This is a genomic window from Streptomyces sp. NPDC059009 (assembly GCF_042740175.1).
In the GTDB taxonomy this organism is placed as follows: domain Bacteria; phylum Actinomycetota; class Actinomycetes; order Streptomycetales; family Streptomycetaceae; genus Streptomyces.
This window is the reverse complement of sequence record NZ_JBHYJB010000042.1, coordinates 45,034-68,953: the sequence shown is the minus strand read 5'-3', so window position 1 is coordinate 68,953 and position 23,920 is coordinate 45,034. Positions and strand designations below refer to the sequence as shown.

Here is a 23,920-nt window from a genome sequence, read left to right as displayed (position 1 = left end):
TTCCCGGGAGTTCGGACGAGCAGGGCAAGGGGAACGGGAACGCTCAGACGGCGTCGCGACAGGAGAGGTCGCGCAGGAACGTGAGCACGGCCCGGGCGGTCGCGTCGTTCTGCCGGAAGGACGGGCTGTTCGTACGGGGCCGGGTGAAGGCCCCGGCGCCGCGCGCGTTGGTGTGCGGGCCGAGCGCGAAGCGGCGCGGGTGCGGCGCGCCCGCCCGGTCCAGGACCCGCCCGTCCGCCGGGTCGACAGCCAGGAGCCCGGCGGGAGTCGCCTGCGCCCCCTCCGCGTACAGCTCGCGCAGCAGCGGGTCGCGGGTGCGCTCGAGAGTGGGCTGGGGCAGCCGCGCCTCGACGAGGGCGCGGGCCTCGGTGACGTGTCCGGGGAGCGTGGGGCTCTCGGCGCGGAACACCCCGTCCTCGGCGCGCACGCTCACATCGGCGCCGAGGAAGCGCACGACGCCCGCGCGCGACAGGGCGAGCAGCTGCCGCAGGCGCGGCCCCGGCGGCCCCGACGCGAGGTAGCTGAAGAAGCCGTGCCACCAGCCGCCGAGGTCGCCGAGGCGCACCAACTGCCCGTACACGGACAGCAGTCCGAGGAAGACGGCGAGGTCGGGGCTGTGCTCCGGGTCGTGTCGGCGGTCGAGGTCGGCGGTGACGTAGCGGCGCAGTCCGTCCTGGAGCGCTTCGTACGAGGTGTGGCGCACGCCGTCCAGGGGGCGGTCGAGCGCGGTGAGGTCGAGGCGGTCGGCGGGGTCGGGGACGGCGGCGGAGACGAGGGCGTGCAGCTCGGGGCTGCCGGGCGGGCAGGCCGCGTACTTCTCGTCGAAGTCCGTCCAGTCCATGGCCGTGCGCCCGGGGTGGGCGGTGAACAGGCGGTGGTAGTGGGCGAAGCCCAGCTCCTTCTCGATGAGCGGCCACACGTCGCGCCGGAAGTCGTGGCCGTCCGGGCGGGCGAGCAGCTCGTCGATCTCGGCGGGTCCCAAGTAGCGGGGCAGCGGCGGCCGTTCGCCCGTCCAGTCGTAGCCGATCTTCGAGTGGTAGGGGACGCCGCGCCGGGAGCCCACGTACAGGACGGGCTCGCGCCCCGAGGGGACGTATGTGTCCCCCTCGTAGCGTCCGCCGCGCCCCTCGGTGAGCAGCACCATCAGGTCGACGAAGGCGAGCCCGAAGCCGCGCACGATGACGCTCTCGCCGGGTGCGAGCGGCGAGAGGTCGCTGTCGGCGGTGAAGTCGGGCGGCATGTGCACGAGCCCGTGCCGCTCGGCGTAGGCCGCCAACTCGGCCTGCTCAGAATCGAGTTCGGCGTCCAAGTGCCCCTGGGCGAGGATGACGAGGTCGGTGACGAGCGGCCGGGGCCGCCCCTCCAGCCAGACCTGCTGCCGGCCCTCGCGGGACCCGCTGACTCGCAGGGCGCGGCGCCGGTGTTCATGGACGGTGACACCCGCGGGCAGTGCGCTCAGCGCCCGCTCGTACACCCAGCGCAGATAGCCGCTCTGGGTGCGGCGGCTGACGAAGGTCCGCCCGTCGAGCCGCCCCCACTCGTGCAGGGCGGGCCCTTCCTTGACGGGACCGGCGAGCTCCACCGTGTCGTCGGTGAACAGGGTGACGTCCTGGGCCTGGGAGTTCATCCACAGCAGCGGCGACTGGTCCCGCCGCCAGATCCGCCCGCCGCCCGGCGGGTACGGGTCGACGAGATGGATGTCGACCTCGGCGCCGGACGCATCTCCGGCCCCTGAATCCCCGCCCCCTGAATTCCCGTACAAGAGCGGCACGTTGGCGGCGATGCGCTCCAGCAGACCCGTGCCGCGCGGCCCCGCGCCGACGATGACGAGGGAGCGCCTCATCGCGACCGCTCCGACCCGCGGGCGTAGTGCCGCTCCACGTAGTACTGGCCGACGCTGAGCACCGAGGTGACGACGACGTACCAGATGGTGGCGACCAGGAGCAGCGGGATCACCTGGTAGGTGCGGTGGTAGACCAACTGCACGGAGTAGAGCAGGTCCTGGACCGCGATGACGCTGACGATGGAGGTGCCCTTGAGGGTGCCGATCAGCATGTTCCCTGCGGGCGGCACGATGGCGCGCATGGCCTGCGGAAGGACGACCCGCCGCCAGCGCCGCCACGTGCCGAGCCCGAGCGCCTGGGCCGCCTCGATCTGGCCGCGCTCCACGGAGAGGATGCCGCCGCGCACGACCTCGGCGGCGTAGGCGGCCTCGTGCAGGGTGAGCCCGACGATGGCGATGGTGACGGGCCCGAGCAGGTCGACCGTCTTGATGCCGAAGAGGGTCGGGTAGAGCGCCCCGATGTTGAACCAGAACAGCAGCTGCACCAGGATCGGCGCCGACCTGAACAGCCAGACATAGCCCCAACTGACGCTCCGCAGCACCGGGTTGGCGGAGAGCCGCCCGATCGCGAGCAGGGTGCCGAGCGCGAAGCCGGCGGCCATGACGACGGCGGTCAGCCAGAGCGTGAGCCAGAGCCCGCGCAGCACGGCCGCCGTGGTGAAGTACTCCCCGACGACGTCCCACTGGAACTTGTCGTTGCGCACGACGGACTGGGCGACGAGCGCGAGCAGGGCCAGGACGAGGGCGGCGGCCGCCCACTGGCCGGGCCGGCGGCGGGGCACGATGCGCGGGACGCCGGGAAGCGCGGCGAGCGCGTCGAGGTCGGCGGGATCTTCGGGAGGGGTGGCCCCGGATTTTACGAGGGTGTCGGATGACGACATGCGAAGGCTCCGTGGATACGGGAGATCGAACACGGGTGGTGCCTTCACACGGCAGAACACCGCCGGACCGAGCCCCTCAGCACGCTCCGGCGTTCAAGGGTTCGAGAGTACGGGGCCAATTCCCGTCGCTGTCAAGGCTGTCCAGGATGTGGGCGATACGTCTCACGACGGTTGACGCGGAACCGGATGCCTGTTCCACTTGGCCCATGCATCCACAGCAGTGGCTGGTCACGCGCTCCCACATCGACTTCGGTCGCGTGTGGTCGTCTTCTTGTTGAAGTCTCCGTTGACGCACCCGGTGCGCTCTTCCTGAGCCGACCCCGCTGCGCGCTCCCGCACGCCGTCATCTCCCGTGCGCCCGCGCCGAGTTGCCCTCGCCTTCACACGCGTACGCCGTGACCCCGCCGTTTCCGGTCTCCGGCGCCCCTCCCCTCGTACCACCGCACCACCTGCCTGCTTCTCCCTGCCTGCTTTCTCCTTGCCTACCTTCCGCGCGTCCGCCCGGAGTTGGAGTACGTCACCCATGAGCACGACCCCGCGCACCCGGCTGCGCACACGCCTGCATGCCCAGCGCATCCCCGCCGCCTTCGCCCTGATCACCGCCGCCACGCTCACGCTCACCGCCTGCGGCTCGGGCGGGGGTGACGGCGGGGCGGGCGGCGCGGCGCCCGCGGGCAAGAGTGCGAAGATCCCCACGACGGACGTGGTGTCGGCGGTCAAGAAGGACGAGGCCGCGGCGAAGCTGCTCCCCGCCGACGTCCGCGCGAAGGGCTCGCTCCGGCTCGCGACCTCCGTCGGCGGCACCCCGCCGGGCACCACCTACCTGGAGGACGGCAAGACGCTCGTCGGCCAGGACGTCGACTTCGCCGACGCCGTCGCCAAGGTGCTCGGCGTCGAGCTCGACCGGGAGGAGGCGAGCTTCGAGGCGATCCTGCCCGCCCTCGACAGCGGCAAGTACGACCTCGGCACCGGCAACTTCGGCGTGACGGACGAGCGCCGCAAGACCCTCGACTTCGTCACCTACATCAACGACGGCCAGGGCTTCGCCGCCCGCAAGGACAGCGAGCTCACCAAGGTCACCGACTTCACGCAGCTGTGCGGCCTGAACGTGGCGACCGGCGCGGGCACCACCTTCGAAGCCACCCTGGAGGACAACAAGCACCTCTGCTCGAAGGCGGGCAAGGAGCCGTACTCGGTGAAGACGTACGCCGACTCGAGCGCGATCTGGTCCTCGCTCCAGCAGGGCCGCACGGACGTCGTGATGTCCACCATCAACGGCCTGCGCTACGCGGTGAAGCAGCAGGAGGGCGTGAAGTTCCTCAACGAGTTCCACCGGCTCGATGTCGGCTTCGCCTTCAAGAAGGGCACGAAGCTGGCCCCCGCGTTCCGGGCCGCGGTCGACCAGCTCATCAAGGACGGCACGTACGAGCGCATCCTGAAGAAGTGGGGCACACAGCCGTCCGCGATCAAGAAGTCGCAGATCTCCCCGCCGGAGATCAAGGACTGACCGGCAGACCGGCCCCCGGCGCCCGAGGGGCCGTCAGAGCCCACAGTCACAGCAGGAGCAGCACTCGCAGATCCCGCAGCAGCCGCCGTCGCAGCCCCCGCAGTCACAGCTGTGGCAGCACCCCTCGCGCTTCTTCCGGGACCACGGCCCCTCGAAGTGCTCGGCACAGCACACCTTGCAGGTGCAGCAGAGACCGATCGCGACGGCGCACCCCGCCCAGAAGCCGCGCTTGCCGGGCTTCGGCGGGGGCGGCGGCCCGAACGCGCCGGGGTCACCGGGCCCACCGGACCCACCACCCCCGAAGGGATTGCCACCCCCGCCACCGTACGGATTGCCACCGCCCCCGTACGGATTCTGCGGGTCGTACGGTCCCCCGCCACCGGACCCGTACGGCCCGCCCTGCTGCGGCGGCGCCCCATAGGGCCCGCCGTACCCGCCGCCGCCCTGATGGGCCGTCACTTCATGGGCGGGGCCGTGGCCGTGACCGCACGACTCGGTGCCGAAGGCGCGGTCCACCGAGCGCTTCAGCTCGTGCGCGAGCAGCAGGTGCGCCAGCTTGCCGTCCGTGAACTCGGCGTCACGCAGCGCGAGCCGTATCCCGTGCACCGCGTCATCGGCGAGCCGCCGCGCCTCGGCCAGGGACGTCCCGGTCGCGGCGAGCGGGTTCCAGGCACCCGACGCGGCGTCAGCTTCCTTGTCCTCCACGGCGTCAAGGAGATGTGCGAGCCGCCCGAAGAGCCGCCCCGCCTCGGCCAGCGGCGCCGCGTTGCCCGGCCGCCCGGCGAGGACGGCGGTGTGCGCGAAGGCCGCGGCGGTCGCCGTCTCGGTGGGTTCGGTGACGGTGAGCAGCGAGGTGCCCGGGCCCGCCAAGGTCTCGATCCCGGCCTGCCGTTCGACGGCGTCGACCAGCACGGCCGTGTCGAAGCCCACATCAGCGCCGGTCTTCGCCCCGGCCCGGTCCCAGCTCCGCGCGACCCTGCGGGCGGCGGCGGCCACCGGCTTGCGCGCCAGGATCCCGTCCCCGTCGACGACATGGTCACGGACCTTCGCCGACGCGAGCACGAGGGAGACCGCCGCGGCGAGCCGCGCACCCTCGCCCTGCGCGACCGACGCGGTGCGCATGCCGCGCAGCGGACAGGGCCCCGCGGTGCGCCGCCAGCCGGTGCTGCGCTCGGCCTGAGCCTCCGTCAGAACCGAGATGATGAGCCCGTCGTAGTTGGTCACGACCCGGGCGAACTGCCCGTGGTCACCGCGCAGCGCGAGGCAGAGCCCGCACAGATGCGCCATCCACTGGGTCTTCAGACCTTCGCCGAGACGATGGCTGCAGGGCCTGACGATTCCGAACAAGACGACTCCCCCGTGAAGTCCGATGCCGGCCGCTGAGGGCCGTTGTGGATCAACTGCGGCATCGTAACCGGGGTTCCGTTCACCCGGACGCACCGCCCGTCACCCATACGGCACGAAGAATCATATTTCACTCACTGTCAGCAGCCGTATACGGCAAGACCCTTGAGGATCCCCGTGTGTCAAGGCGTTGACTCTGCACCAGTACCGTCACGAAAACCCCGCGCGGCGACTATCCACTTGGCGCACCATCCGCATCATGGACGACGATAGGGATGCGGAACGGAAAGAGACCGCTGCGAGAGGAGGCGTCCATGGGATCGGTGCGCAAGGCGAGTGCCTGGCTTGGCCTCGTCGACGACAACAATGACGAGCGCTACTACGACGGTTACGAAGACGACGGAGCCGAGGGACCCGAGTCCGCCGACGCCTGGGTCACCGACCCGCGGGTGCGGGTGGCGGCCGAGGCCGCCGAGGAGCAGGGCCGCCGGATCGGCACGGTCACCCCGGACAGCTTCCGGGACGCACGCGGCATCGGCGAGCTCTTCCGGGAGGGCGTCCCGGTCATCATGAACCTCACGGCCATGGAGCCCTCCGACGCCAAGCGCGTGGTGGACTTCGCGGCCGGGCTCACCTTCGGGCTGCGGGGTTCCATCGAGCGCGTGGCGACGCGGGTCTTCCTGCTCACCCCGGCCGACACCCAGATCGTCAACGGCGAGGCCGCGAGCCGTCCCGCGGACGGCTTCTTCAACCAGAGCTGAGGGCAGGGCCGCTCACCGCGGTCGCGGTGAGCGCCTTGTCCCCCAGCGCCTCAGCGGACCGACTCGGTGCCGACTCCGGCCGGGTCGCGGGGGGCCGGTATCCCCGGCTCGCCCTGCGCCGCGGAGGCGGCGCACTCCGCGGACCGCGGCAGCTTCAGCGCGGCGAGCGCACCGAGCAGCAGCAGCCCCGCGCTGACCAGCAGCGTGACGTGCAGTCCGTGCACGAAGGAGTCCCGCGCCGAGACCCGCAGGCTCTCCCCCGCGCTGCCGCCGAGCCGGTCGGCGACCTGATACGCCTCGCCCAGCGAGTGACTCGCGGCCGCGCTCGACTGGGCCGATACACCCGGCACGGAGGAGAGACCGGGCGCGTAGGCCGCGTTCATGACGCTGCCGAGGAGCGCGATGCCGATGCCCGCGCCCAGTTGATAGCTGGTCTCGCCGATCGCGGCGGCGCCGCCCGCCTGGGACTGCGGCGCCTCGCTGAGCATCGACTCGTACGAGCCGAACAGCGTGGTCTCCAGGCCGAAGCCGAGCAGCACGAAGCCGCAGAGCAGCAGCGGCGTGTTGTCGCCGTCACCCATGCCGGTGAGCAGGACCACGGCGGCCGCGGTCACACAGAAGCCGAAGGCGACCATGGCGCGCGGCCCGAAGCGGTGCAGCATCCGCGAGCCCGCCAGGCCCGCGGCCATCGCGGCGAGCGTCAGCGGCAGCAGCCGGAGCCCGGTCTCCAGCGGCGAGAGACCGAGGACGAGCTGGAGGTACTGCGCGGCGATCAGTTCGAGGCCCACCAGGGCGAGCATCGCGAGCACGATGCAGCCGACCGACGTGCTGAACGCGGGCCGCGCGAACATCGCCAGGTCCACCAGCGGATGCGTGCGGCGGCGCTGGCGCCGCACGAAGGCGGCGAGCAGCGCCCCGCCGACGGCGAGGGAGACCAGCGTCGTCATGCCGAACGGCGACTCCCCGCTGCCGAGCCGCTTCACGCCGAGCACGACGCCGAAGAGCCCGGCCGCCGCCATCAGCGCGCCGATCACATCCCACGGGCCGTCGCGGTCACCGGTCGACTCGGGCAGCAGCATCCGGCCGACGGGCAGGCTCACCAGCATCAGCGGGATGTTGATGAGGAAGACCGAACCCCACCAGAAGTGTTCGAGGAGGAAGCCGCCGAGCAGCGGTCCGACGGCCGCGCCCACCGCGGCGACGGCACTCCAGATGCCTATCGCGAGCGCCCGTTCGCGCCGGTCGGGGAAGACCTGGCGGAGGATCGAGAGCGTCGCGGGCATGATCATCGCGCCGCCGACGCCGAGCAGCGCACGGGCCGCGATCAGGACGTGCGGGGTGTCGGCGAGGGCCGCCACCGCGGAGGCCACGCCGAAGAGCCCGTATCCGAAGAGCAGGACGCGTCTGCGGCCCACACGGTCGCCGAGCGTGCCGAAGAGGATGAGGAGCGAGGCGCAGACCAGCGGATAGACGTCCACGATCCACAGCAGCTCGATCGCGCCGGGCCTGAGGTCCTCAGTGACGGCGGGCACCGCCACGTGCAGGACCGTCGCGTCCACGGCGACGAGCAGCAGGCTGACGCAGAGGACGAGGAGGACGAGCCAGCGGTTGGCACAAGGACCGGCGCCGGAGAGACGACGGCCGGTCGGTGCGGCGGCCGTGGTCGTCCCGGACATGTGCGTACCTCCAAGTGATCCCTCGCGCATCGGCCACGTGGGGACGGAGGGGTGGGGACTCCCAGCTCCGGCGGTCGCGAAGGGCGAGTGAGCCGTCAGACTACGCGAGTTCACCGCAGGGGCGCGTGGCGGACCTCTCATGGTTGCACGGTGGTGATGTGGCGTGTGCCACCCGCCGGGGCGGTGACCGGCGTCCGGACCGGTGCCCCGAGGGGGCATCCGGCGGTGTGCTGCGCCGATAATCGAGCCCGTGACCGATCTTGATCAACGCCCTTCGTCCGCCGCCGGAGCCGGCGCGGCCGCTCCGCTGCTGCGCCGGGCGGCGCCCGCGCTGCTCGTGTACGCCGGGGTGCGCGCGCTCGGGCTCGCGGTGCTCGCGGCGTGGTGCGCGGCGACGGGCAAGAGCCCGCACACCCTGTTGACCGCCCGCTGGGACTCGCTCTGGTACACCCGCGTCGCCGACCACGGCTACGGCTGGCAGGTGCGGCTGCCGAACGGCGACGTCCACTCGAACCTCGCGTTCTTCCCGCTCCTGCCGTGGCTGGAGCGCCTGGTGTCGGCGGTGAGCCCGCTGTCGTACGCGGACGCGGGACTGGTGGTGAGCTGGGTCGCCTCGCTGGCCGCGGCATGGGGGATCTTCGCGGTCGCCGCCCATGTGTACGGGCGCAGGGCCGGGGTCTGCGCCGTCGCGCTGTGGGCGGTGCTGCCCGTCGGGATCGTGCAGTCGATGGCGTACAGCGAGTCGCTGTTCACGGCGCTCGCGGCCTGGTCGCTCTACGCGGTCGTGACCCGGCGCTGGGTGACGGCGGGCCTGCTCGCCTCCTTCGCCGGGCTGACCCGGCCGGTCGGGGCCGCGGTGGTGGCCGCGGTGTGGGTGGCGGCGGCCGCCCTGGTGCGGCGGGAGCGGCGGGCGGACTGGCGCCTGGTGCTCGGCGTCGTGCTCGCCCCGCTCGGCGCGGCCGGCTATGTGCTGTGGGTGGGGCACCGCACGGGCGGCGGCCTCTTCGGCTATCTCGACGTGCAGAAGGGGTGGGGCAACGGCTTCGACGGGGGCCTGGCCTTCGCCCGGTTCATCGGCGACAAGTTCACCTCGTTCCCCTCGGCCCTCGCCGGGATCGGCCTGATCGTCGGGGTCGCCCTGGTCGTCTGGCTGTATGTGCTGTGCGTGCGCCGGGGGCAGCCGCTGCCGCTGCTCGTCTACTGCGGGATCGTGGTGGCGCTCGCCCTGTGCGCGCAGGGCTACTTCGGCTCGAAACCGCGGCTCCTGCTGCCCGCCTTCCCGCTGCTCCTGCCCGTCGCGGTGGCCCTGGCCCGGCTGCGTACGTCCAGGTCGGCGGCGGTGCTCGGGGTGGTGGCGGCGGCGAGCGCGGTCTACGGGGCGTTCTGGCTGAACGGCTCGGGTCCGCCATGATCGTTTTTATGGTCCCGGGCGGCCCGCCCGGTGAGCTCCCGGGAAATTGAGCACCAGCACCCGGTGAACGCATTTATAAGGGCGATATAACGCCCCCGGTAAATGATCTATGAATTCGCCGGGCCCCGTCGGAAATTGCTGAAACCTCGGGAATAAAATTCGCCCTGAGATCAATCCCACATCACATCGTCATCACAAAGCCACTGATTCGACCTAGCGCCGCACTCACTCGCTGTAACGTCGATTGGGTGCGTACCGAACGAAACCTCACCCGTCTCGACCGGGTCTTCGCCCGGCTAGACCGTGAGCCGGAACGACCGGTCGGCCTCGATGAACCGAGGATGAGCCGGCACAGGGTCGTGCTCTTCAGCGCGACCCTCGCCTTCTATCTGGCCATCGTCGTCGCCGTCGTGACCACCTCGTGGCTCGTCCGCTTCGACTGGCAGGTCATGTTCTTCCGGCCCTACCAGCAGTGGCCCGAGATCCACGCCTTCCTCGACTACTGGGTCGTCCTCGGCCAGCGCGGCCCGACCGCCGTCATGGTCGCGGCCTGGCTCGGCTGGCGCTCCTGGCGTCAGCACACGCTGCGCCCGCTGCTGATGTTCGGTGCCGCCCTGCTGCTGCTCAACGCCACGGTGGGCGCCGCGAAGATCGGCATGGGCCGCCTCGGCCCCCACTACGCCACGGTCATCGGGTCGAACGAGATGTGGCAGGGCGGCGATATATTCCCCTCCGGCCACACCGCCAACGCCGTGGTGACCTGGGGAATCCTGGCCTATCTGGCCTCCACCCCGGTGACCCGCCGCTACCTGTCCGCGCTCTCCGCCGTGGTCTCCCTCAGCGTCGGCCTGACCACCGTCTACCTGGGCACGCACTGGCTGAGCGACGTGTTCCTCGGCTGGGCCGCGGGCCTGCTCGTCCTGCTCGCGCTGCCGTGGGTGGAGCCCCTCATCGCCCGGGTCGAGGGCTGGATCTTCGGTGTCCGCGAGACCTGGCGCAACCGCCGCGCCGGCGCCGGCGTTCCCGTTCCGGCCCCCGCCGGAGCCTCCGCGCTCTTCCCGCCGCGCAGCCCCACGGAGGGCGTCGGCCCCGCCCGCGAGCCGATCGGCGCCGTCCGCAGCGCCCGCTCCCCCGCCTACCTCGCCCCCGGGCCGCACACGACGCGCTCCGAGCGGACCCCGGTCACGCCCGTCGGCAGCCGCCGCCCGCAGCACCCGGAGCGCGTGGCCCGAGGCACCACGTCGGCCCGCCCGGTGGCGGGCGGCTGACCCGAGAACAGCGGGGAGACCGGTACGCACAACCCCTCCCCGCACGGCGAAGGCCCCGGTTCCGACGAGGAACCGGGGCCTTTTGCCTGCCGTCTTGCGCTGGCCGAAGGTGGCCAGAGGTGGCCGGCCGGAGGCGTCCGTCAGAGGTGGCCGAAGGTGGCCGTCAGAGGGGTCCGTCAGCCCTTCCAGCAGCGCTTCACCGTGCCGCCGTCGACCTCGAAGTTGAGCCGCCCTGCCAGGTACTCCATGGTGATGATGGTGCCCGGAGCCAGCGATCTGACGGTGGACCAGCCGCGCTCACGGGCCCGCAGCTCGGCCTGCTCGGCGGCGAGGCCGACATAGGAGTCCGGGGCGTCATCGGGTTCCACGGGCGGTGTGGGGATAGGTGCCATGGGCGCCAGGCTAACCGTGCACCATGTGTGACGAGTCCCTCTCTGGTCACGCTTATGTCACAGGACCTCCACCTGCGTTTCGCTCCAACTCCGTCACACGTACGGGCGGTTCCGTACTTGTCCCGACGTAATTCAGGAGCGAGTCGGAGCCCTTCGAAAGCTCCCCGGCACACCCCCCTGCGAGATCTCCTCCGGCGCCCTCCGAGAGGTAAAGCAGCACTCAATTGAGAGTCTGGCGGCGCCTTTACAGCACCTCCCCATTTTGCTATTTCGGGGCGCACGTGGGGATGTGACGGCGCATAGGAATTCATGGTTCCCCCACAGTCCACGGCGTACGCCCCCTGTCGGAGCAGGGTGGGACGCGAGCATCATGGCGTGGGCTCGCGGGCGGGACGGCACGGGCTTCAGCAAGCCCGGTGCCGACGGCGAAGGGGCAGGCGATGGGGACGCAGACGGTGGCGGCGGACACGCGCGAGGTCCGGGAGCGGCGGCCGGGCCGGATCATCGTGGACTGGCTGACCACCACCGATCACAAGAAGATCGGGCACCTGTATCTGATCACGTCGTTCGTGTTCTTCCTCATCGCGGGGCTCATGGCCCTGATGATGCGGGCCGAACTCGCCCGCCCCGGGCTGCAGCTGATGAACAACAACGAGTTCAACCAGCTCTTCACCATGCACGGCACGATCATGCTGCTGCTCTTCGCGACGCCCACGTTCGCGGGCTTCGCCAACGAGATCATGCCGCTGCAGATCGGCTCCCCCGACGTCGCCTTCCCGCGGCTCAACATGCTCTCGTACTGGTTCTTCCTCTTCGGCGGCCTGATCGTGCTCGGCTCGGTCCTGGTGCCGAGCGGGCCCGCCAACTTCGGCTGGTTCGCGTACGCGCCGCTCAACAGCCTGGAGCGGTCGCCCGGGATCGGCGCCGACATGTGGATCATGGGGCTCGCGCTCTCCGGCTTCGGCACGATCCTCGGCGCGGTGAACTTCCTGACCACCATCATCGGGATGCGGGCGCCGGGGATGACGATGTTCCGGATGCCGGTGTTCACCTGGAACGTGCTGTTCACCTCGATCCTGGTGCTGATGGCGTTCCCCGTGCTCGCGGCCGCGCTGCTCGTCCTGGAGGCGGACCGGCGCTTCCACTCCGTCGTGTTCGACGCCCAGTTCGGGGGTGCGCTGCTGTGGCAGCACCTCTTCTGGTTCTTCGGGCATCCGGAGGTCTACATCATCGCGCTGCCGTTCTTCGGCATCATCACGGAGATCATCCCGGTCTTCAGCAGGAAGCCGATCTTCGGCTACATCCCGCTGATCGGCGCGACGATGGCCATCACCGGCCTCTCCGTGGTGGTGTGGGCGCACCACATGTTCGCGACGGGGGCGGTGCTGCTGCCGTTCTTCTCCTTCATGTCGTTCCTGATCGCGATCCCGACGGGCGTGAAGTTCTTCAACTGGACCGGCACCATGCTCAAGGGCTCGCTGTCCTTCGAGACACCGATGCTGTGGGCGATCGGCTTCCTGGTGTCGTTCCTGTTCGGGGGGCTCACCGGCGTCATCCTCGCCTCGCCGCCGCTGGACTTCCACGTCACCGACACGTACTTCGTGGTCGCGCACTTCCACTACGTCGTCTTCGGCACCGTCGTCTTCGCGACCTTCGGCGGCTTCTACTTCTGGTGGCCGAAGCTGACCGGCAAGATGCTCGAGGAGCGCCTGGGGAAGATCCACTTCTGGACGCTCTTCGTCGGCTTCCACACCACGTTCCTCGTCCAGCACTGGCTGGGCGCGGAGGGCATGCCGCGTCGGTACGCCGACTATCTGGGCGCCGACGGGTTCACGGTGCTCAACACCATCTCGTCCATCGGCGCGTTCCTGCTCGGGATGTCGACGCTGCCGTTCCTCTACAACGTCTGGAAGACGTGGAAGTACGGCGAGAAGGTCGACGTCGACGACCCCTGGGGCTTCGGCCGCTCCCTGGAGTGGGCCACCTCCTGCCCGCCGCCCCGGCACAACTTCGTCACGCTGCCCCGGATCCGGTCCGAGTCCCCCGCGTTCGATCTGCACCATCCCGAGTACGCGGCGTTCCGGGAGACGGCGCTGCCCGCTCCGTCCGCTCCGTCCGCTCCAGAGCCCGGCTCAGCAGGTCCCGGGCCGACCTGACCCGGTCGGTGAGCTCGGCGGGCTCCACGATCTCGAACTCGAAGCCCATGAACATCACATGGAAGACCATGACGTCGAGGCTGGCCGCGCCCGTGCGCAGCAGACAGGTCCCCTCGGTCTCGGGCTCCAGGGTGCCGCCCGACGGGGAGATGCGCCGTGCCGCCTCCGCGAGCGGCACATGGAGGCGGACCACGGCCTGGGCGGCGTACGCGTGCGTGGAGACGCCCCGGGAGACATAGGCGGCGAGGTCCTCGGCGGGCGGGGTGCGCGGGGCGACGCGCGGGCCGTGCGGCGGCTTCGGCGTGATGCGGTCGGCGCGGAACGTACGCCAGTCGGCCCGGTCCACGTCCCAGGCGACCAGGTACCAGCGGTACTCGGTGCAGACGAGGCGGTGCGGTTCGACGAGGCGGCGGCTCGAACTGCCGTTGTGGTCGCGGTAGTCGAAGCGCAGCCGCTCCGAGTCCCGGCAGACGGCGGCCAGTTCGGTCAGGACGCCGGGGTCGACGGCGGCGGGCCCGGGCGTGCGGAACATGGGCACCGTAAAGGCGTTGAGGGCGCCGACGCGGCGGCGCAGCCTGCTCGGCAGGACCTGCTCCAGCTTGGCGAGGGCGCGCACGGACGTCTCGCCGATGCCCTCGACGCCCTGCCCCGCGGCGGCCCGCAGGCCCACCGCGACGGCCACCGCCTCCTCGTCGTCGAGCAGCAGCGGCGGCAGCTCGGCCCCGGCGCCGAGCTGATAGCCGCCGCCCGTGCCGGGGCTCGCGTTCACGGGATAGCCGAGCTCCCGCAGCCGGTCCACGTCGCGGCGGACGGTGCGCGGGGTGACGCCGAGGCGGTCGGCGAGATCGGCCCCTGACCACTCGCGGTGGGCCTGGAGCAACGAGAGCAGACGCAGCAGCCGTGCGGAGGTCTCCAACATGGGGCCGATTCTGCCGGGTGTTGCGGACACGTACCGTCCGCAGCGAAGGCACGTTTCTGCGGACGGTACGTCGGCGCTTGGTTCAGCCCGCGGCCTTGGCCTCCACGACGCGGATCGACAGGTCGTTGTCCGTCGTGTAGTACGGGCCCGCCTCGACGACGCCCTGGGGGACCACGACGCGGGTCGTGGGGTACAGGAAGATCGCCTTCTTGTCGGCCACGTCGTCCAGGATGCGGGCGAGCCGGACCCGGGGGCCGCTCTCGCCGGCCGGGTGCAGCCAGAGGTCCCAGGTGCCCGCCCCGCTGTCGGCGAGCTCACCGAAGTCGACGGTGGCGGTGAACTCCGGCCCGCGCGCGGTGACTTCGGCCCGGTGGGTGCGGTGCGGCTCGCTGCGGCGGCGCGCCTCCACGTACGCCTGGCCGGTCAGGCCGGTGCCGTACACACGCCCGGTGAGGGCCGCCCCGGCCTGGTCGAGGCCGATCTCGCCGACCTCCGCGTGCGGAGCGCGATGCCAGCTGCGGACCGTGAGGTTGCCGTGCTTCGTCGGGTACGGGATGCGGACGGCGACGTGGCCGCGGGCGCCGCTGGGGGCCCGGTCGACGAGCGAGCGCAGATCGTTCACGCCCGGCACCAGGCGGCGCGGGGCGGGGGTGCCGGGCACCTCGACGTACGCGTCCCAGCGGCCCTCGGCCAGCTCCATGCTGCTGGGCAGCGCGGCACGCAGACGGCCGTCGGCGGACGGGGTGAGCGGCAGGCGCACCTCGTGCTCCGCCCGGTCCGCCCCGTCCGTGGGGGCGCCCGCGTCGCGCAGGCGCAGCAGCAGATGGGCCGTGCCCGGCTCGCCGGGGTCGGTGATGTCGAAGGTGAGTCCGCCCGCCGAGTCCGCGATGCAGTCGGCGCTCGGTGCGAGCGCGGAGTCGGCGGTGGTGGTGGTCTCGGTGCTCGCCACGTCGCTCCCGGTCTGCGGTGCGGCCACGGACGTCATGCCGTCTGCCCCTTCGTCGGTGCCGTACGGGCGAGGTCCCGCACGGCGTAGGCGCCACCGAGGAGTGCGCCGCGGGCGCGGTGCAGGGAGCCGCGGAACCGGCCGCCCATGGAGCCGCCGCGGCTGATCCTCTCGGTGAACATCGTTTCGTAGCGCTCGGCGATCCGCGCGGGGTCGAAGCGCTCGGAGTCGGTGAGCGCGGCCCCGGCCATCCGGTGGCGCAGCGCGTCGTCGTTGATCAGCTCCAGCAGGCCGCCCGCGATCGCGTCCACGTTGCCGCTCTCGACGAGGCGGCCGTCCACGCCGTTGTCGATGATCTCGCCGGGGCCGTGCGGGCAGTCGGTGGCGACGACCGGGAGGCCGCAGCGCATGGCCTCGACGATCGTCATGCCGAAGGACTCCAGGCTGGAGCTGACGGCGGCGATGGAGCCCTTGGCCCACTCGGGCTCGATGGGGTGGGCGGGGCCCATCAGGAAGACGTGGTTGTAGAGCCCGAGCTCGTCGATGAGCTTGCGCAGCTTGTCCTTCTGCTTGCCGCCGCCGTAGATCCGCAGCCGCCAGTCGGGGCGCTCCGCGCGGACCCGGTCGAAGGCCCTGATCAGCAGGTCGTACCGTTTCACCGGCGCGAGGCGGCCCGCCGCGACGACCCACTTGTGGGAGCCGTCGGCGGGGGCGATGCCGGGCGCGGGCACCGGGTTGGGCACCGCCTGGACGTGCACGCCGGGCAGCCGCATCGTCGTGCGGTAGGCGTGCGCGTCGGCCTCGGTCGTCGTGGTCAGGACGTCGAGGCGCGGGTACACGCTGCGCAGCTGGCGGCGGAGCTGCTTGGAGTGGCTGTCGAGGGTGAGGTGCTCCTGCCCGACGCGCAGCGGGCCGCGCCTGGTCTGGCGGGCGAGGTGCACGTTGAGCCCCGGGCGGGTGCCGATCACCACGTCGGAGTCGACCGAGACGAGGTGCTCCGCGATGCGGCGGTCGGTGAGGGCGTTGTACTGGGCGTAGCGGCCCTCGGCGGAGGGAAACACCCTGGCCGGAGTGCGGTACTCCGCGCTGTCTCCTTCATAGCCCGCGGTCCCCTTGCGGATGTCCACGAGGTGGCGCAGCCGCACGCGCGGGTCGACGGCGAACACCGGCTCCTCGCGGTGGCGCAGTACCGACACGACTTCCACGTCGTGCTGTTCCGCCAGCGTGTTCGCCAGGTTGTACGTCGTCCGGATCGTCCCTCCGATTCCGTACGCGTTATGAATCAGGAAAGAGATGTGCATGCGTCCCCGTATCCCATATTTTCCCTTGGTTCCCCGCAGACCATCCTTCTCGTCCGCCTACCGCAGGGTTAGACAGGGATTCCGGTTCCCGGGTTGGTCGCCATCATCATCTTGTTCTGGAACTGATGCCGCACAGAGACCCGGAATCGGGAACTCCTGTGCTCCGACCTGCATCAGGGCTGGTAACCGAGTTGCGGCACATCGAAACAGTTGTGACGCATGTCACCCGCCTGTGTGACCCAGCCTCGGCCGTCTTTCCAGCGGGCGACTGAGACACATGTGCGACGCGTCTTCGGCGGCTCGGCCAGGCGCTCGTACGTCACCGGGAGCAGCAGACCGCGCGCGGTGTAGGGCTTGCCCCGGTCCATGAAGCGGTCGACGCACGCGCGCGTGATGTCGCCGTCGCGCCCGCACGCCCGTGCGGCGTCCGTGAACCACAGGGCCGCGGCCCACCCCTCCAACTGCCACTGGGAGTGCGTCTTCAGCCCCTTCGTGGCGGCTCGGAACTCGCGTACGGCGGGCTGCCCCGTGGCGGTGTCGTCGTAGTTCCGGCTCGAACCCGTGGCCCACAGGGCGTTGCGGCAGCGCGGGGCGTCCTTGTAGTCCTCGGCCACCGTCGACGTCCAGTTCTGCACGTTGGTGACCTTCGCGGTGACCTTCGCGCCGACGGCGTCCATCGCCTCGCACAGCTGCGCGTTGCCGTGCGTGTCCATCGCGTCGAAGACGAGGTCGGCGCCCTGCTCCTTCAGGTCGGCCGCCGCCGCCCGGAAGTTGGGCAGCGCGAAGTCGACCTGTTCGGTGACGACCTTGTAGCCCTCGGCCTTCAGGCCCCGGGTGACCAGGCGGGCGTACGCGGCGGAGGCGGACTGGTTGTAGGAGACGACGGCGGCGGTGCGCGCACCCTGCTCGCGCTTGAAGTAGCGGTAGACCTCCGTGCCGCCGTACAGCGTCCCGCCCCAGCCGGGCTTGCCCTCGCGCGGGGCGAGGCTGCCGTAGATCCCGTACAGGTGCGGATATGTGTCGTACGCGGAGCCGATGGGCTGGCCCCCGATGTCGGGCACGCCCGCCGCCGAGACCCGGGAGGCCCCCGCGTAGTCCAGGGACGTGGTGGCGACGAGCGCGACGACCCGCTGCTCGTCGACGAGCTTGTGCACGCAGTCGTTGTTGCCGACGCCGCTGCCGCCGTCGTCGCAGGTGTGCACCTCGACGCGGCGGCCGTCGATGCCGCCGCGGGCGTTGAGGCGCTCGAAGTACGCCTTGGCGCCGTCGCGCGGGCCGGTGAAGGCGGCGCCGCCCACCGGGCTGGTCTCGCTGGTGATGATGCCGACGCGGACCGGCGCCCCGCCCGCCGTGGCCTGCCCGGTGGCCCGGTGCTCGAAGTCGCTCTCGGGCAGGCGGCTGCCGCAGCCCGCCGCGGCGGCCAGGGTCAGCAGCAGGGCTGCCGCGAGCGCGGCCCTAGCAGCCGGGCCCGGGGGACGCATTGCCGCTCATTTTCACCAGGGCGCACAGGGTGTTCACCGACACCTTCCACGTCCCGCCCTGGCTGACGGCCGTCCCTTCGGCGTTGGGCAGCGCGGTGGCGCCCTTGAGGGTCAGCACATAGGTGACCTTGGCAGCTTTGTCGGAGGTGAACTCGACCTTGCTGACCTTCGTCTGGACCTGCCGGCCACGTTTGTCGCCGCTGAAGCTCTTGAGGACGGCGCGCATCTTCTCGCCGTTCTCCAGATACGACTCCTTCTCCTTGAGCGGGACGGCCGGGTCGAAGAACTTCTCCCAGTTCGTGCTCACTTGCTTCTTGGCGGCCGCCGGATCGGCCGGGGCCGTCGCGCTCTTGGAGGGGGCCGGCGGTGAACTGGTCTTCTCCACCGGGGGTTTGGGGGGACTCTTCTCGCTGCCGTCGCCGCTGTCGTCCCCGCAGGCCGTGGCGGCCGACGCGAGCAGCAGGACCGTCGCGGCCGTCCACGCCGCGCCGCGCGCCCGGCGCCGGCCACGCCCCCGGCCCAACTCCCTTGTGAAGCCTGCCCCGCGCACCATCCGCTCACCACCGGGTCTCGGTCCGGGCTCAACTCGGCCCGAAGGTTTCAGCGTCAGCTTCCAGAAGGCATAGTGCAAGCGATCGGCTGACATGAACAGACCCGGCAGAGCTACGGCGCGCGCCACGCCGCGCGTCCGAGGGGGCCTGGATGCGGGAGGAACAGGCGGTTCAGGCGGATCAGACGGATCAGGCGGCGCAGGGCGATCAAGAGAATCGGCCGGATCAGACGGGTCAGACGGGTCAAGCGGGTCAGACGGATCGGGTGGCTCACATGGATCAGACGGATCGCACGGATCAGGCGGGCCAGGCGGGCCAGGCAGGTCAGGCGGGCCAGGCGGATCAGGCGGATCAGGCGGATCAGGCGGATCAGGCCGCTCGTACGACGCGCTCGGCCCGGTCCGCGCAGACGGCCCGTGCGGCCCGGGAGCGGGCGGCCCGGCTGCGCTCCGTCCACCCCGTGCTCTGGGCGGCCTTCGGGGCGCTCGCCACCGGGGCCGTGCTGTGCGTCGTCGGCTGGTACGGGATCTCCGGAGAGCGGTTCGCCGAGCGGCAGTTGCCCTATCTCGCCTCGTGCACGGTGCCCGGCGCCGCGCTGATCGTCGCGGGCGCGGTCCTGCTCGGCCACGGCAGGAGCGCCCTCGCGGCGGCGCGGGTTGAGGAGTTGTACGGGCTGCTCGTGGCCGCCGGGGCCGCGGACGGGCCCACGCCCGCCGAGCAGAGCGTCTCCGTCGCGGTCAGCGGAGAGCTCCTCATGGTCCCCGGCGGCACGCTCCGCCACCGCGCCGACTGCCCCCTCGTCGCGGGCAAGCCCGAGGCGGTGCCGGTCGACGCGCGGGTCCTGGCGGGCGGCGAGCTGGAACCGTGCCCGATCTGCGAGCCGTCGGGGGCGGGGGGTGCTGGGCGCTCGGGGGGCGCGGAGGGCCCGGGAGGCGCTGGGCTCTCCGGAGGCACCGGAGGCACCGCGGGCCCGGGAGGCGCTGGGCTCTCCGGAGGCACCAAGGGCACCAAGGGCACCGAAGTCTCCGGGAGCGCTGGGCTCTCGGGAGGCACCCGGTTCTCGGGGAGCGCTGGGCGCTCAGGGGCCTCCGAGATCCCTGTGGCCCCCGATGTCCCTGAGCCCTCCGAGGTCCTCGCCACCCCCGAGATCCCCAATGCCCCCGAGGCCCCCGCCACCCCGCAACCCCCCGAAGGCCGGACACCCCCACCCACCCCGGAGCGCTGACCCCATGGCCTCCCTGAGCTACGACCTCACCCTGGCCGGGCTCTCGGTCGGCAGCGCCGCGGCCCTCACCGGGATCGGCCTGATCGTCACGCACCGGGCGACCGGCGTGCTCAACTTCGCGCACGGCGCCATCGCGATGATCTGCGCTTACCTGGTACGGCAGTTCGCCGTCGACTGGGACTGGCCGCTCTGGCTCGCCGCCTCGGTCACCCTGCTCGTCGTCGCCCCCGCGATCGGGCTGCTCCTCGAACGCGCCGTGTTCCGCCCGCTCGCCGTGCTGGGCGGCGACCCGGCGCAGACGCTCGTCGCCTCGATCGGCCTGTTCGTGCTCCTCGTGGGCGGGGCCGCGCTGGTGTGGGGCGGCGGGGCGCGGGCCGACGCCCCGGTCCTCGTGTCGGCCGACCCCTGGGGGCAGTTGGCGGTCACCCTCGCGCTGGCGCTCGCCGTGTGGGCGGTGACGCGCTGGACGCGCTTCGGCGGCGAGCTGCGCGCCGTGGTCGACGACCGCTCGCTCGCGGTCCTCGGCGGGATCGACGCGGACCGGGTGGCCGCGGCGGGCTGGGCGTTCGGGGCGTTCACGGCGGGCCTGACGGGGGTGCTCCTGGCCCCCTTCGTCCGCCTGGACCCGTACGGACTGCCCCTCCTGGTCATGGAGGTGATGGCGGTGGCGGTCGCGGCGGGCATGCGGAGCCTGCCGGTGGCGGTGGCCGTGGCGCTCGGACTCGGCGTCGCCCAGAGCCAGTTGACACGGCTGCATCCCACGGGGTGGGCGCAGCCGCTGCTCCAGGCGGTGGGCGCGAACCTCTTCGTCGTGGCCCTGCTGATCGCCGCGCTCGTCCTGCCGGGCATCGGCGGCAGGACCGGAATCGGCGGCCGGGGCACGGGGGGCACGGGGGACGCGCTGCCGCGCACGGCGACGGCGCGGATCCCGACGCCGCCCGGCGCGTGGATCGTCGCGGTCGTGCTCTTCCTCATCCCCCTGGGCTTCGCGGGCTCGGACCTCACGACGTCCGTCCAGGTCCCGGCGCTGGCCGTGGTCCTGCTCTCCCTGGTGGTGGTCACGGGCCGCGGCGGCCAGATCTCCCTGGGGCAGGCGGCTTACGCGGGTCTGGGCGCCCTGTTCACGGCGCTCCTGGCGACGGGCCGCTTCCCCGGCCTGCCCGAACTCCCCTACATCCCGGCCCTCTTGACGGCCGTGCTCCTGGTGGCCCCCCTCGGGCTGCTCACCGGCTGGCCCGCGATCAGCCGCCACGGCCTCGCACTGGCGCTCGCGACCTTCGCGGTCGGCGTCGGGGTGAGCCGCTTCGTCTTCGCGCAGCCGTACGCGACGTCGGGCCTGACGTTCGGCCGCCCGACGGGCTTCGGCGACGACCGCGCGTACTACCTCCTCGAACTCGCCCTCCTGGGCGGGGCATTGCTCTCGGTGGCCGCGCTGCGCAGGGGCCGTGCGGGGCGCGCGCTGGCGGCGATGCGGGACCACGAGGCGGGGGCGGCGGCGGCCGGGGTGCCGGTGCGCACACTGAAGCTCGCGGCGTTCGTGACGGGTGCGGCGCTCGCCGCGCTGGGCGGCGGGATGCTCGCCATGGGGGTACGGGCCTTCGACCCCGCCGCGTTCGACCCGGTGCGCGGGCTCCTCTGGTTCGCGGCGATCGTGGTCCTGGGTGCGGACAGCCTCCTCGGCGCGCTGGTCGCGGCGGCCCTCCTGGTGGGCCTGGACGCGGGCACACGCGGCGGCGTCGCGGCGGCGGCGGTCGGCATCCTCGCGGTCCTCGTCGGCCGCTTCCCCGGCGGCCCGTACGAGGCGCTGCGCGCGACGACGGCACGCCTGCGACGACGGCCGCGGCTGACGCCGGCGGGCGAGGCGGTGCGGGCGCACCTCGGGCTCTGCCCACGGTCACGGCCGGCCGACTCCCTGCCCCTCCCCTCTCCTCCCCAGGCACCCATGAACGCCCCGCAGCCGCGCTACGACCCCAGGGGCGGGGACGCGGCGGTATGTCCGCCCGCAGTACAGCAACCGGACGCGACAGTACGCGTGTACGCACAGGGCGCCCCCGGCTTTTCGAGGACGGACATACCGCCGCGTCCCCGCCCCGCCCCCAGCACGCGGCAGGCGCAGACGCAGACGCAGACGCAAAGGAGGGGAACCACAACAACACCACCCCCCACCCTCTCCGCCCACCACCTCACCCTCACCTACGACGGATTCACCGCACTCCGCGACGTCTCCCTCACCCTTCCCCCGGGCCGCGTCACCGCCGTCGTGGGGCCCAACGGCGCGGGGAAGAGCACCCTCTTCCACTGTCTGGCCGGGACGTTGCGGCCCGACGCGGGGCGGGTGGTGTTCGGGGAGCGGGCCATCACACGGCTGCCCGCGCACGCCCGCACCCGGCTCGGGGTCGCCCGCACCTTTCAACAGCTGGCCGTCTTCCCGTCGTTGACCGTCACCGAGAATGTCCGCGTCGGGGCCGAGCAGGGACGCGTACGGGATCCCGGCGCCGTCGAACGGGCCCTGCGGCTGCTCGGGCTCGACGGCGACGTGCGCGCCGCACCCGCCGCCGGGCTGCCCACCGGGACCCTGCGCCGCGTCGAGCTGGCCCGCGCCCTCGCCGGGCAGCCGCACGTCCTGCTGCTCGACGAGCCCGCCGCGGGACTCGATGCCACCGAAGTCGCTGCGCTCGTACGGGTGTTGGGCGCCCTCGCGGCCGACGGCATGGCCCTGCTCGTCGTCGAGCACGACCTCGACCTGGTCGCCGGACTCGCCGACACGGTGCACGTCCTGACGGCGGGCCGCATCGTCGCGTCCGGCCCCGCCGACCAGGTTCTGCACACGCTCGACGCCGAGCGGGGGACCCGTACACGAAGGACGTCGCACCCATGAAAGGCGTCGAACTGCGGCACGTCCGCGTCCACTACGGCCCGTTGGAAGCACTGCACGGGGTGACCCTGGCCGCCCCCTCCCCCTCCGTCACCGTCCTGCTCGGCCGCAACGGATCCGGCCGCACCACCGCGCTGCGCGCCCTCGCCGGGACCGTCCCCCTGTCCGGCGGCGGGGTCCGGTGGGACGGGGCCGACGTCACCCGGCTCGCCGCGTACGAACGGGCCCGCCGCGGGCTGTGCCTCGTACCGGACCGGCAGGCCGTCTTCGGCTCCCTCAGCGTCGCCGAGAACCTCCAACTGGCGGCCAGGGGCCGGGATTTCGAGACCGCCCTCGACGCCTACCCCGAGCTGCGCCCCCTGCTCTCCCGCCGCGCGGGCACGCTGTCCGGCGGCGAGCAGCGCATGCTCGCCCTCTCCCGCGCCCTGCTCGGCCGCCCCCGCGTGGTCCTGGTCGACGAGCCCGCCCAGGGCATGTCGCCCACGGTGGCCGCCCGCACGTACGGGCTGCTCAGCAGCCTCGACGCCTGCGTCGTGGTGGCCGAGCAACGACTGCCGCCCGGCCTGCGCGAGGGCGCGGGCCGGGCGGTGGTGGTGCACGAACTGCGCCGGGGCGCGGTCGAGTTCAGCGGTGAGGCGGCGGAGTGGCGACGGCGCGGGACTCTCCCGGCGGGGGTCAGGTACGGGCCAGACCCGGCAGGGGCCAGATACGGGCCTGGCCCTGCGGAGGTCAGGTACGGGCCTGGCCCGCGCCCTTCGGGATGAGCAGCATCGTGCCGACGTTCAGCCGGTCCGGGTGCGGCCCGATCATGTCCTTGTTGGCCTTGTACAGCGCCTGCCAGCCGCCCTTGATCCCATAGTGCTTGGCGATCGAGCTGAGCGTGTCGCCGGAGCGGACGACGTGGATGCGGCCATTGAGCTTGAGCCCCTTGGAACAGGCCGGCCACGCCTCCCAGCCCTGCGTGCGCAGCACCTCCTCGGCGACCTTGATCTGCTCGTCGCGGGTGGCGAGGTCGGCGCGCGGCGCGTACTTGAGGCCGCCGTGCTCCTCCCAGGTGGGCTGCCAGAACTGGAGCCCGCCGTAGTAGTCGTTGCCGGTGTTGGTGTCCCAGCGCCCGCTGCTCTCGCACTCGGCGAGACAGCTCCACGGCCACGCGGTGCGGGCGCAGTCGTACGTGCCGGGGGCGAGGGCGCCCGGCCCCGGCAGCGGCGGGGGCGGCGTCGCGTGCGCGGGGGCGGGGAGCGCCAGGAGGGCGAGGAGGGCGGCGCACAGGGCCGCGAGGAACGGGACGAGGACGGCCGCCGACCCAGTGGCGGGCCGGGACGCGGCCCCGGCCCGTCCCGTCGGGTTGTGCAAGATCGGATACATCGGGTCACGCTAAGC

At 72.2% G+C, this 23,920-nt stretch carries 17 protein-coding genes and 2 pseudogenes; 8 read left to right on the top strand and 11 right to left on the bottom strand.

Features of this window, described 5'->3' with window-relative positions:
* Positions 1–43 precede the first annotated feature (43 nt).
* Both ACFWYM_RS34345 and ACFWYM_RS34340 read right to left on the bottom strand, forming a co-directional pair.
* The gene (locus tag ACFWYM_RS34345) at positions 44–1,843 is read right to left on the bottom strand and encodes an FAD/NAD(P)-binding protein (protein WP_384846239.1); all 1,800 of its coding nucleotides are present in this window, start codon (positions 1,841–1,843) and stop codon (positions 44–46) included.
* A complete protein-coding gene (locus tag ACFWYM_RS34340) occupies positions 1,840–2,724 on the bottom strand; it encodes an amino acid ABC transporter permease (RefSeq protein WP_384846237.1) in 885 nt (294 codons plus the stop codon). Before ACFWYM_RS34340 ends, ACFWYM_RS34345 begins: the two co-directional genes overlap by 4 nt.
* A 523-nt stretch (positions 2,725–3,247) precedes the next feature.
* Here ACFWYM_RS34340 and ACFWYM_RS34335 point away from each other — a divergent pair.
* Positions 3,248–4,231, top strand: coding sequence for an ABC transporter substrate-binding protein (locus tag ACFWYM_RS34335; protein WP_384846236.1), 984 nt, complete (start codon positions 3,248–3,250; stop codon positions 4,229–4,231).
* 33 nt (positions 4,232–4,264) lie between these two features.
* Here the strand turns inward: ACFWYM_RS34335 and ACFWYM_RS34330 are convergent, their stop codons facing one another.
* The gene (locus ACFWYM_RS34330) at positions 4,265–5,578 is read right to left on the bottom strand and encodes a DUF5685 family protein (RefSeq protein ID WP_384846234.1); all 1,314 of its coding nucleotides are present in this window, start codon (positions 5,576–5,578) and stop codon (positions 4,265–4,267) included.
* A gap of 311 nt (positions 5,579–5,889) precedes the next feature.
* Between ACFWYM_RS34330 and ACFWYM_RS34325 the strand changes: the two genes are divergently transcribed.
* Positions 5,890–6,336, top strand: a complete 447-nt coding sequence (locus ACFWYM_RS34325; protein WP_384846232.1) for a cell division protein SepF — start codon at positions 5,890–5,892, stop codon at positions 6,334–6,336.
* Positions 6,337–6,386: 50 nt separating this feature from the next.
* Here ACFWYM_RS34325 and ACFWYM_RS34320 read toward each other — a convergent pair whose 3' ends face one another.
* Positions 6,387–8,012, bottom strand: coding sequence for an MFS transporter (locus ACFWYM_RS34320; protein ID WP_384846230.1), 1,626 nt, complete (start codon positions 8,010–8,012; stop codon positions 6,387–6,389).
* Between the two features lie 250 nt (positions 8,013–8,262).
* Between ACFWYM_RS34320 and ACFWYM_RS34315 the strand changes: the two genes are divergently transcribed.
* A complete protein-coding gene (locus ACFWYM_RS34315; protein ID WP_384846228.1) occupies positions 8,263–9,423 on the top strand; it encodes a hypothetical protein in 1,161 nt (386 codons plus the stop codon).
* A 248-nt stretch (positions 9,424–9,671) separates the two neighbouring features.
* Entirely contained in the window at positions 9,672–10,691 is a 1,020-nt protein-coding gene (locus ACFWYM_RS34310) for a phosphatase PAP2 family protein (protein ID WP_384846226.1), read from the top strand.
* A 176-nt stretch (positions 10,692–10,867) separates the two neighbouring features.
* Here ACFWYM_RS34310 and ACFWYM_RS34305 read toward each other — a convergent pair whose 3' ends face one another.
* Positions 10,868–11,083, bottom strand: coding sequence for an I78 family peptidase inhibitor (locus ACFWYM_RS34305; RefSeq protein ID WP_384846224.1), 216 nt, complete (start codon positions 11,081–11,083; stop codon positions 10,868–10,870).
* Positions 11,084–11,523: 440 nt separating this feature from the next.
* Here ACFWYM_RS34305 and ACFWYM_RS34300 point away from each other — a divergent pair.
* Positions 11,524–13,050: pseudogene (locus ACFWYM_RS34300) on the top strand (cbb3-type cytochrome c oxidase subunit I); the annotation flags it as partial.
* 46 nt (positions 13,051–13,096) lie between these two features.
* Here the strand turns inward: ACFWYM_RS34300 and ACFWYM_RS34295 are convergent.
* The 5 genes from ACFWYM_RS34295 to ACFWYM_RS34275 form a co-directional block, all read right to left on the bottom strand.
* Positions 13,097–14,158 carry a helix-turn-helix transcriptional regulator gene (locus tag ACFWYM_RS34295; RefSeq protein ID WP_384846222.1) on the bottom strand — a complete coding sequence of 354 codons (1,062 nt, stop codon included), beginning with the start codon at positions 14,156–14,158 and terminating at the stop codon, positions 13,097–13,099.
* Between the two features lie 82 nt (positions 14,159–14,240).
* A complete protein-coding gene (locus tag ACFWYM_RS34290) occupies positions 14,241–15,143 on the bottom strand; it encodes a hypothetical protein (RefSeq protein WP_384846220.1) in 903 nt (300 codons plus the stop codon).
* Positions 15,140–16,405 carry a glycosyltransferase family 4 protein gene (locus ACFWYM_RS34285; RefSeq protein ID WP_384846218.1) on the bottom strand — a complete coding sequence of 422 codons (1,266 nt, stop codon included), beginning with the start codon at positions 16,403–16,405 and terminating at the stop codon, positions 15,140–15,142. Before ACFWYM_RS34285 ends, ACFWYM_RS34290 begins: the two co-directional genes overlap by 4 nt.
* A gap of 173 nt (positions 16,406–16,578) precedes the next feature.
* Positions 16,579–17,886, bottom strand: a complete 1,308-nt coding sequence (locus ACFWYM_RS34280) for an ABC transporter substrate-binding protein (RefSeq protein ID WP_384846216.1) — start codon at positions 17,884–17,886, stop codon at positions 16,579–16,581.
* Positions 17,861–18,439: a hypothetical protein gene (locus ACFWYM_RS34275; RefSeq protein ID WP_384846214.1), complete on the bottom strand. Its 579-nt coding sequence runs from the start codon at positions 18,437–18,439 to the stop codon at positions 17,861–17,863. Before ACFWYM_RS34275 ends, ACFWYM_RS34280 begins: the two co-directional genes overlap by 26 nt.
* Positions 18,440–18,879: 440 nt before the next feature.
* Here ACFWYM_RS34275 and ACFWYM_RS34270 point away from each other — a divergent pair.
* The 3 genes and pseudogenes from ACFWYM_RS34270 to ACFWYM_RS34260 form a co-directional block, all read left to right on the top strand.
* A pseudogene (locus ACFWYM_RS34270) lies at positions 18,880–19,329 on the top strand (hypothetical protein); the annotation flags it as partial.
* Positions 19,330–19,666: 337 nt separating this feature from the next.
* On the top strand, positions 19,667–22,540 hold the full coding sequence (locus ACFWYM_RS34265) for a branched-chain amino acid ABC transporter permease/ATP-binding protein (RefSeq protein WP_384846212.1): 2,874 nt from the start codon (positions 19,667–19,669) through the stop codon (positions 22,538–22,540).
* A complete protein-coding gene (locus ACFWYM_RS34260) occupies positions 22,537–23,301 on the top strand; it encodes an ABC transporter ATP-binding protein (RefSeq protein ID WP_384846210.1) in 765 nt (254 codons plus the stop codon). The genes ACFWYM_RS34265 and ACFWYM_RS34260 overlap by 4 nt, the downstream gene beginning before the upstream one ends.
* On the opposite strand, the gene ACFWYM_RS34255 is transcribed toward ACFWYM_RS34260, so the two are convergent.
* Entirely contained in the window at positions 23,267–23,905 is a 639-nt protein-coding gene (locus ACFWYM_RS34255) for a transglycosylase family protein (RefSeq protein ID WP_384846208.1), read from the bottom strand. The genes ACFWYM_RS34260 and ACFWYM_RS34255 overlap by 35 nt on opposite strands.
* Between the last annotated feature and the right edge of the window lie 15 nt (positions 23,906–23,920).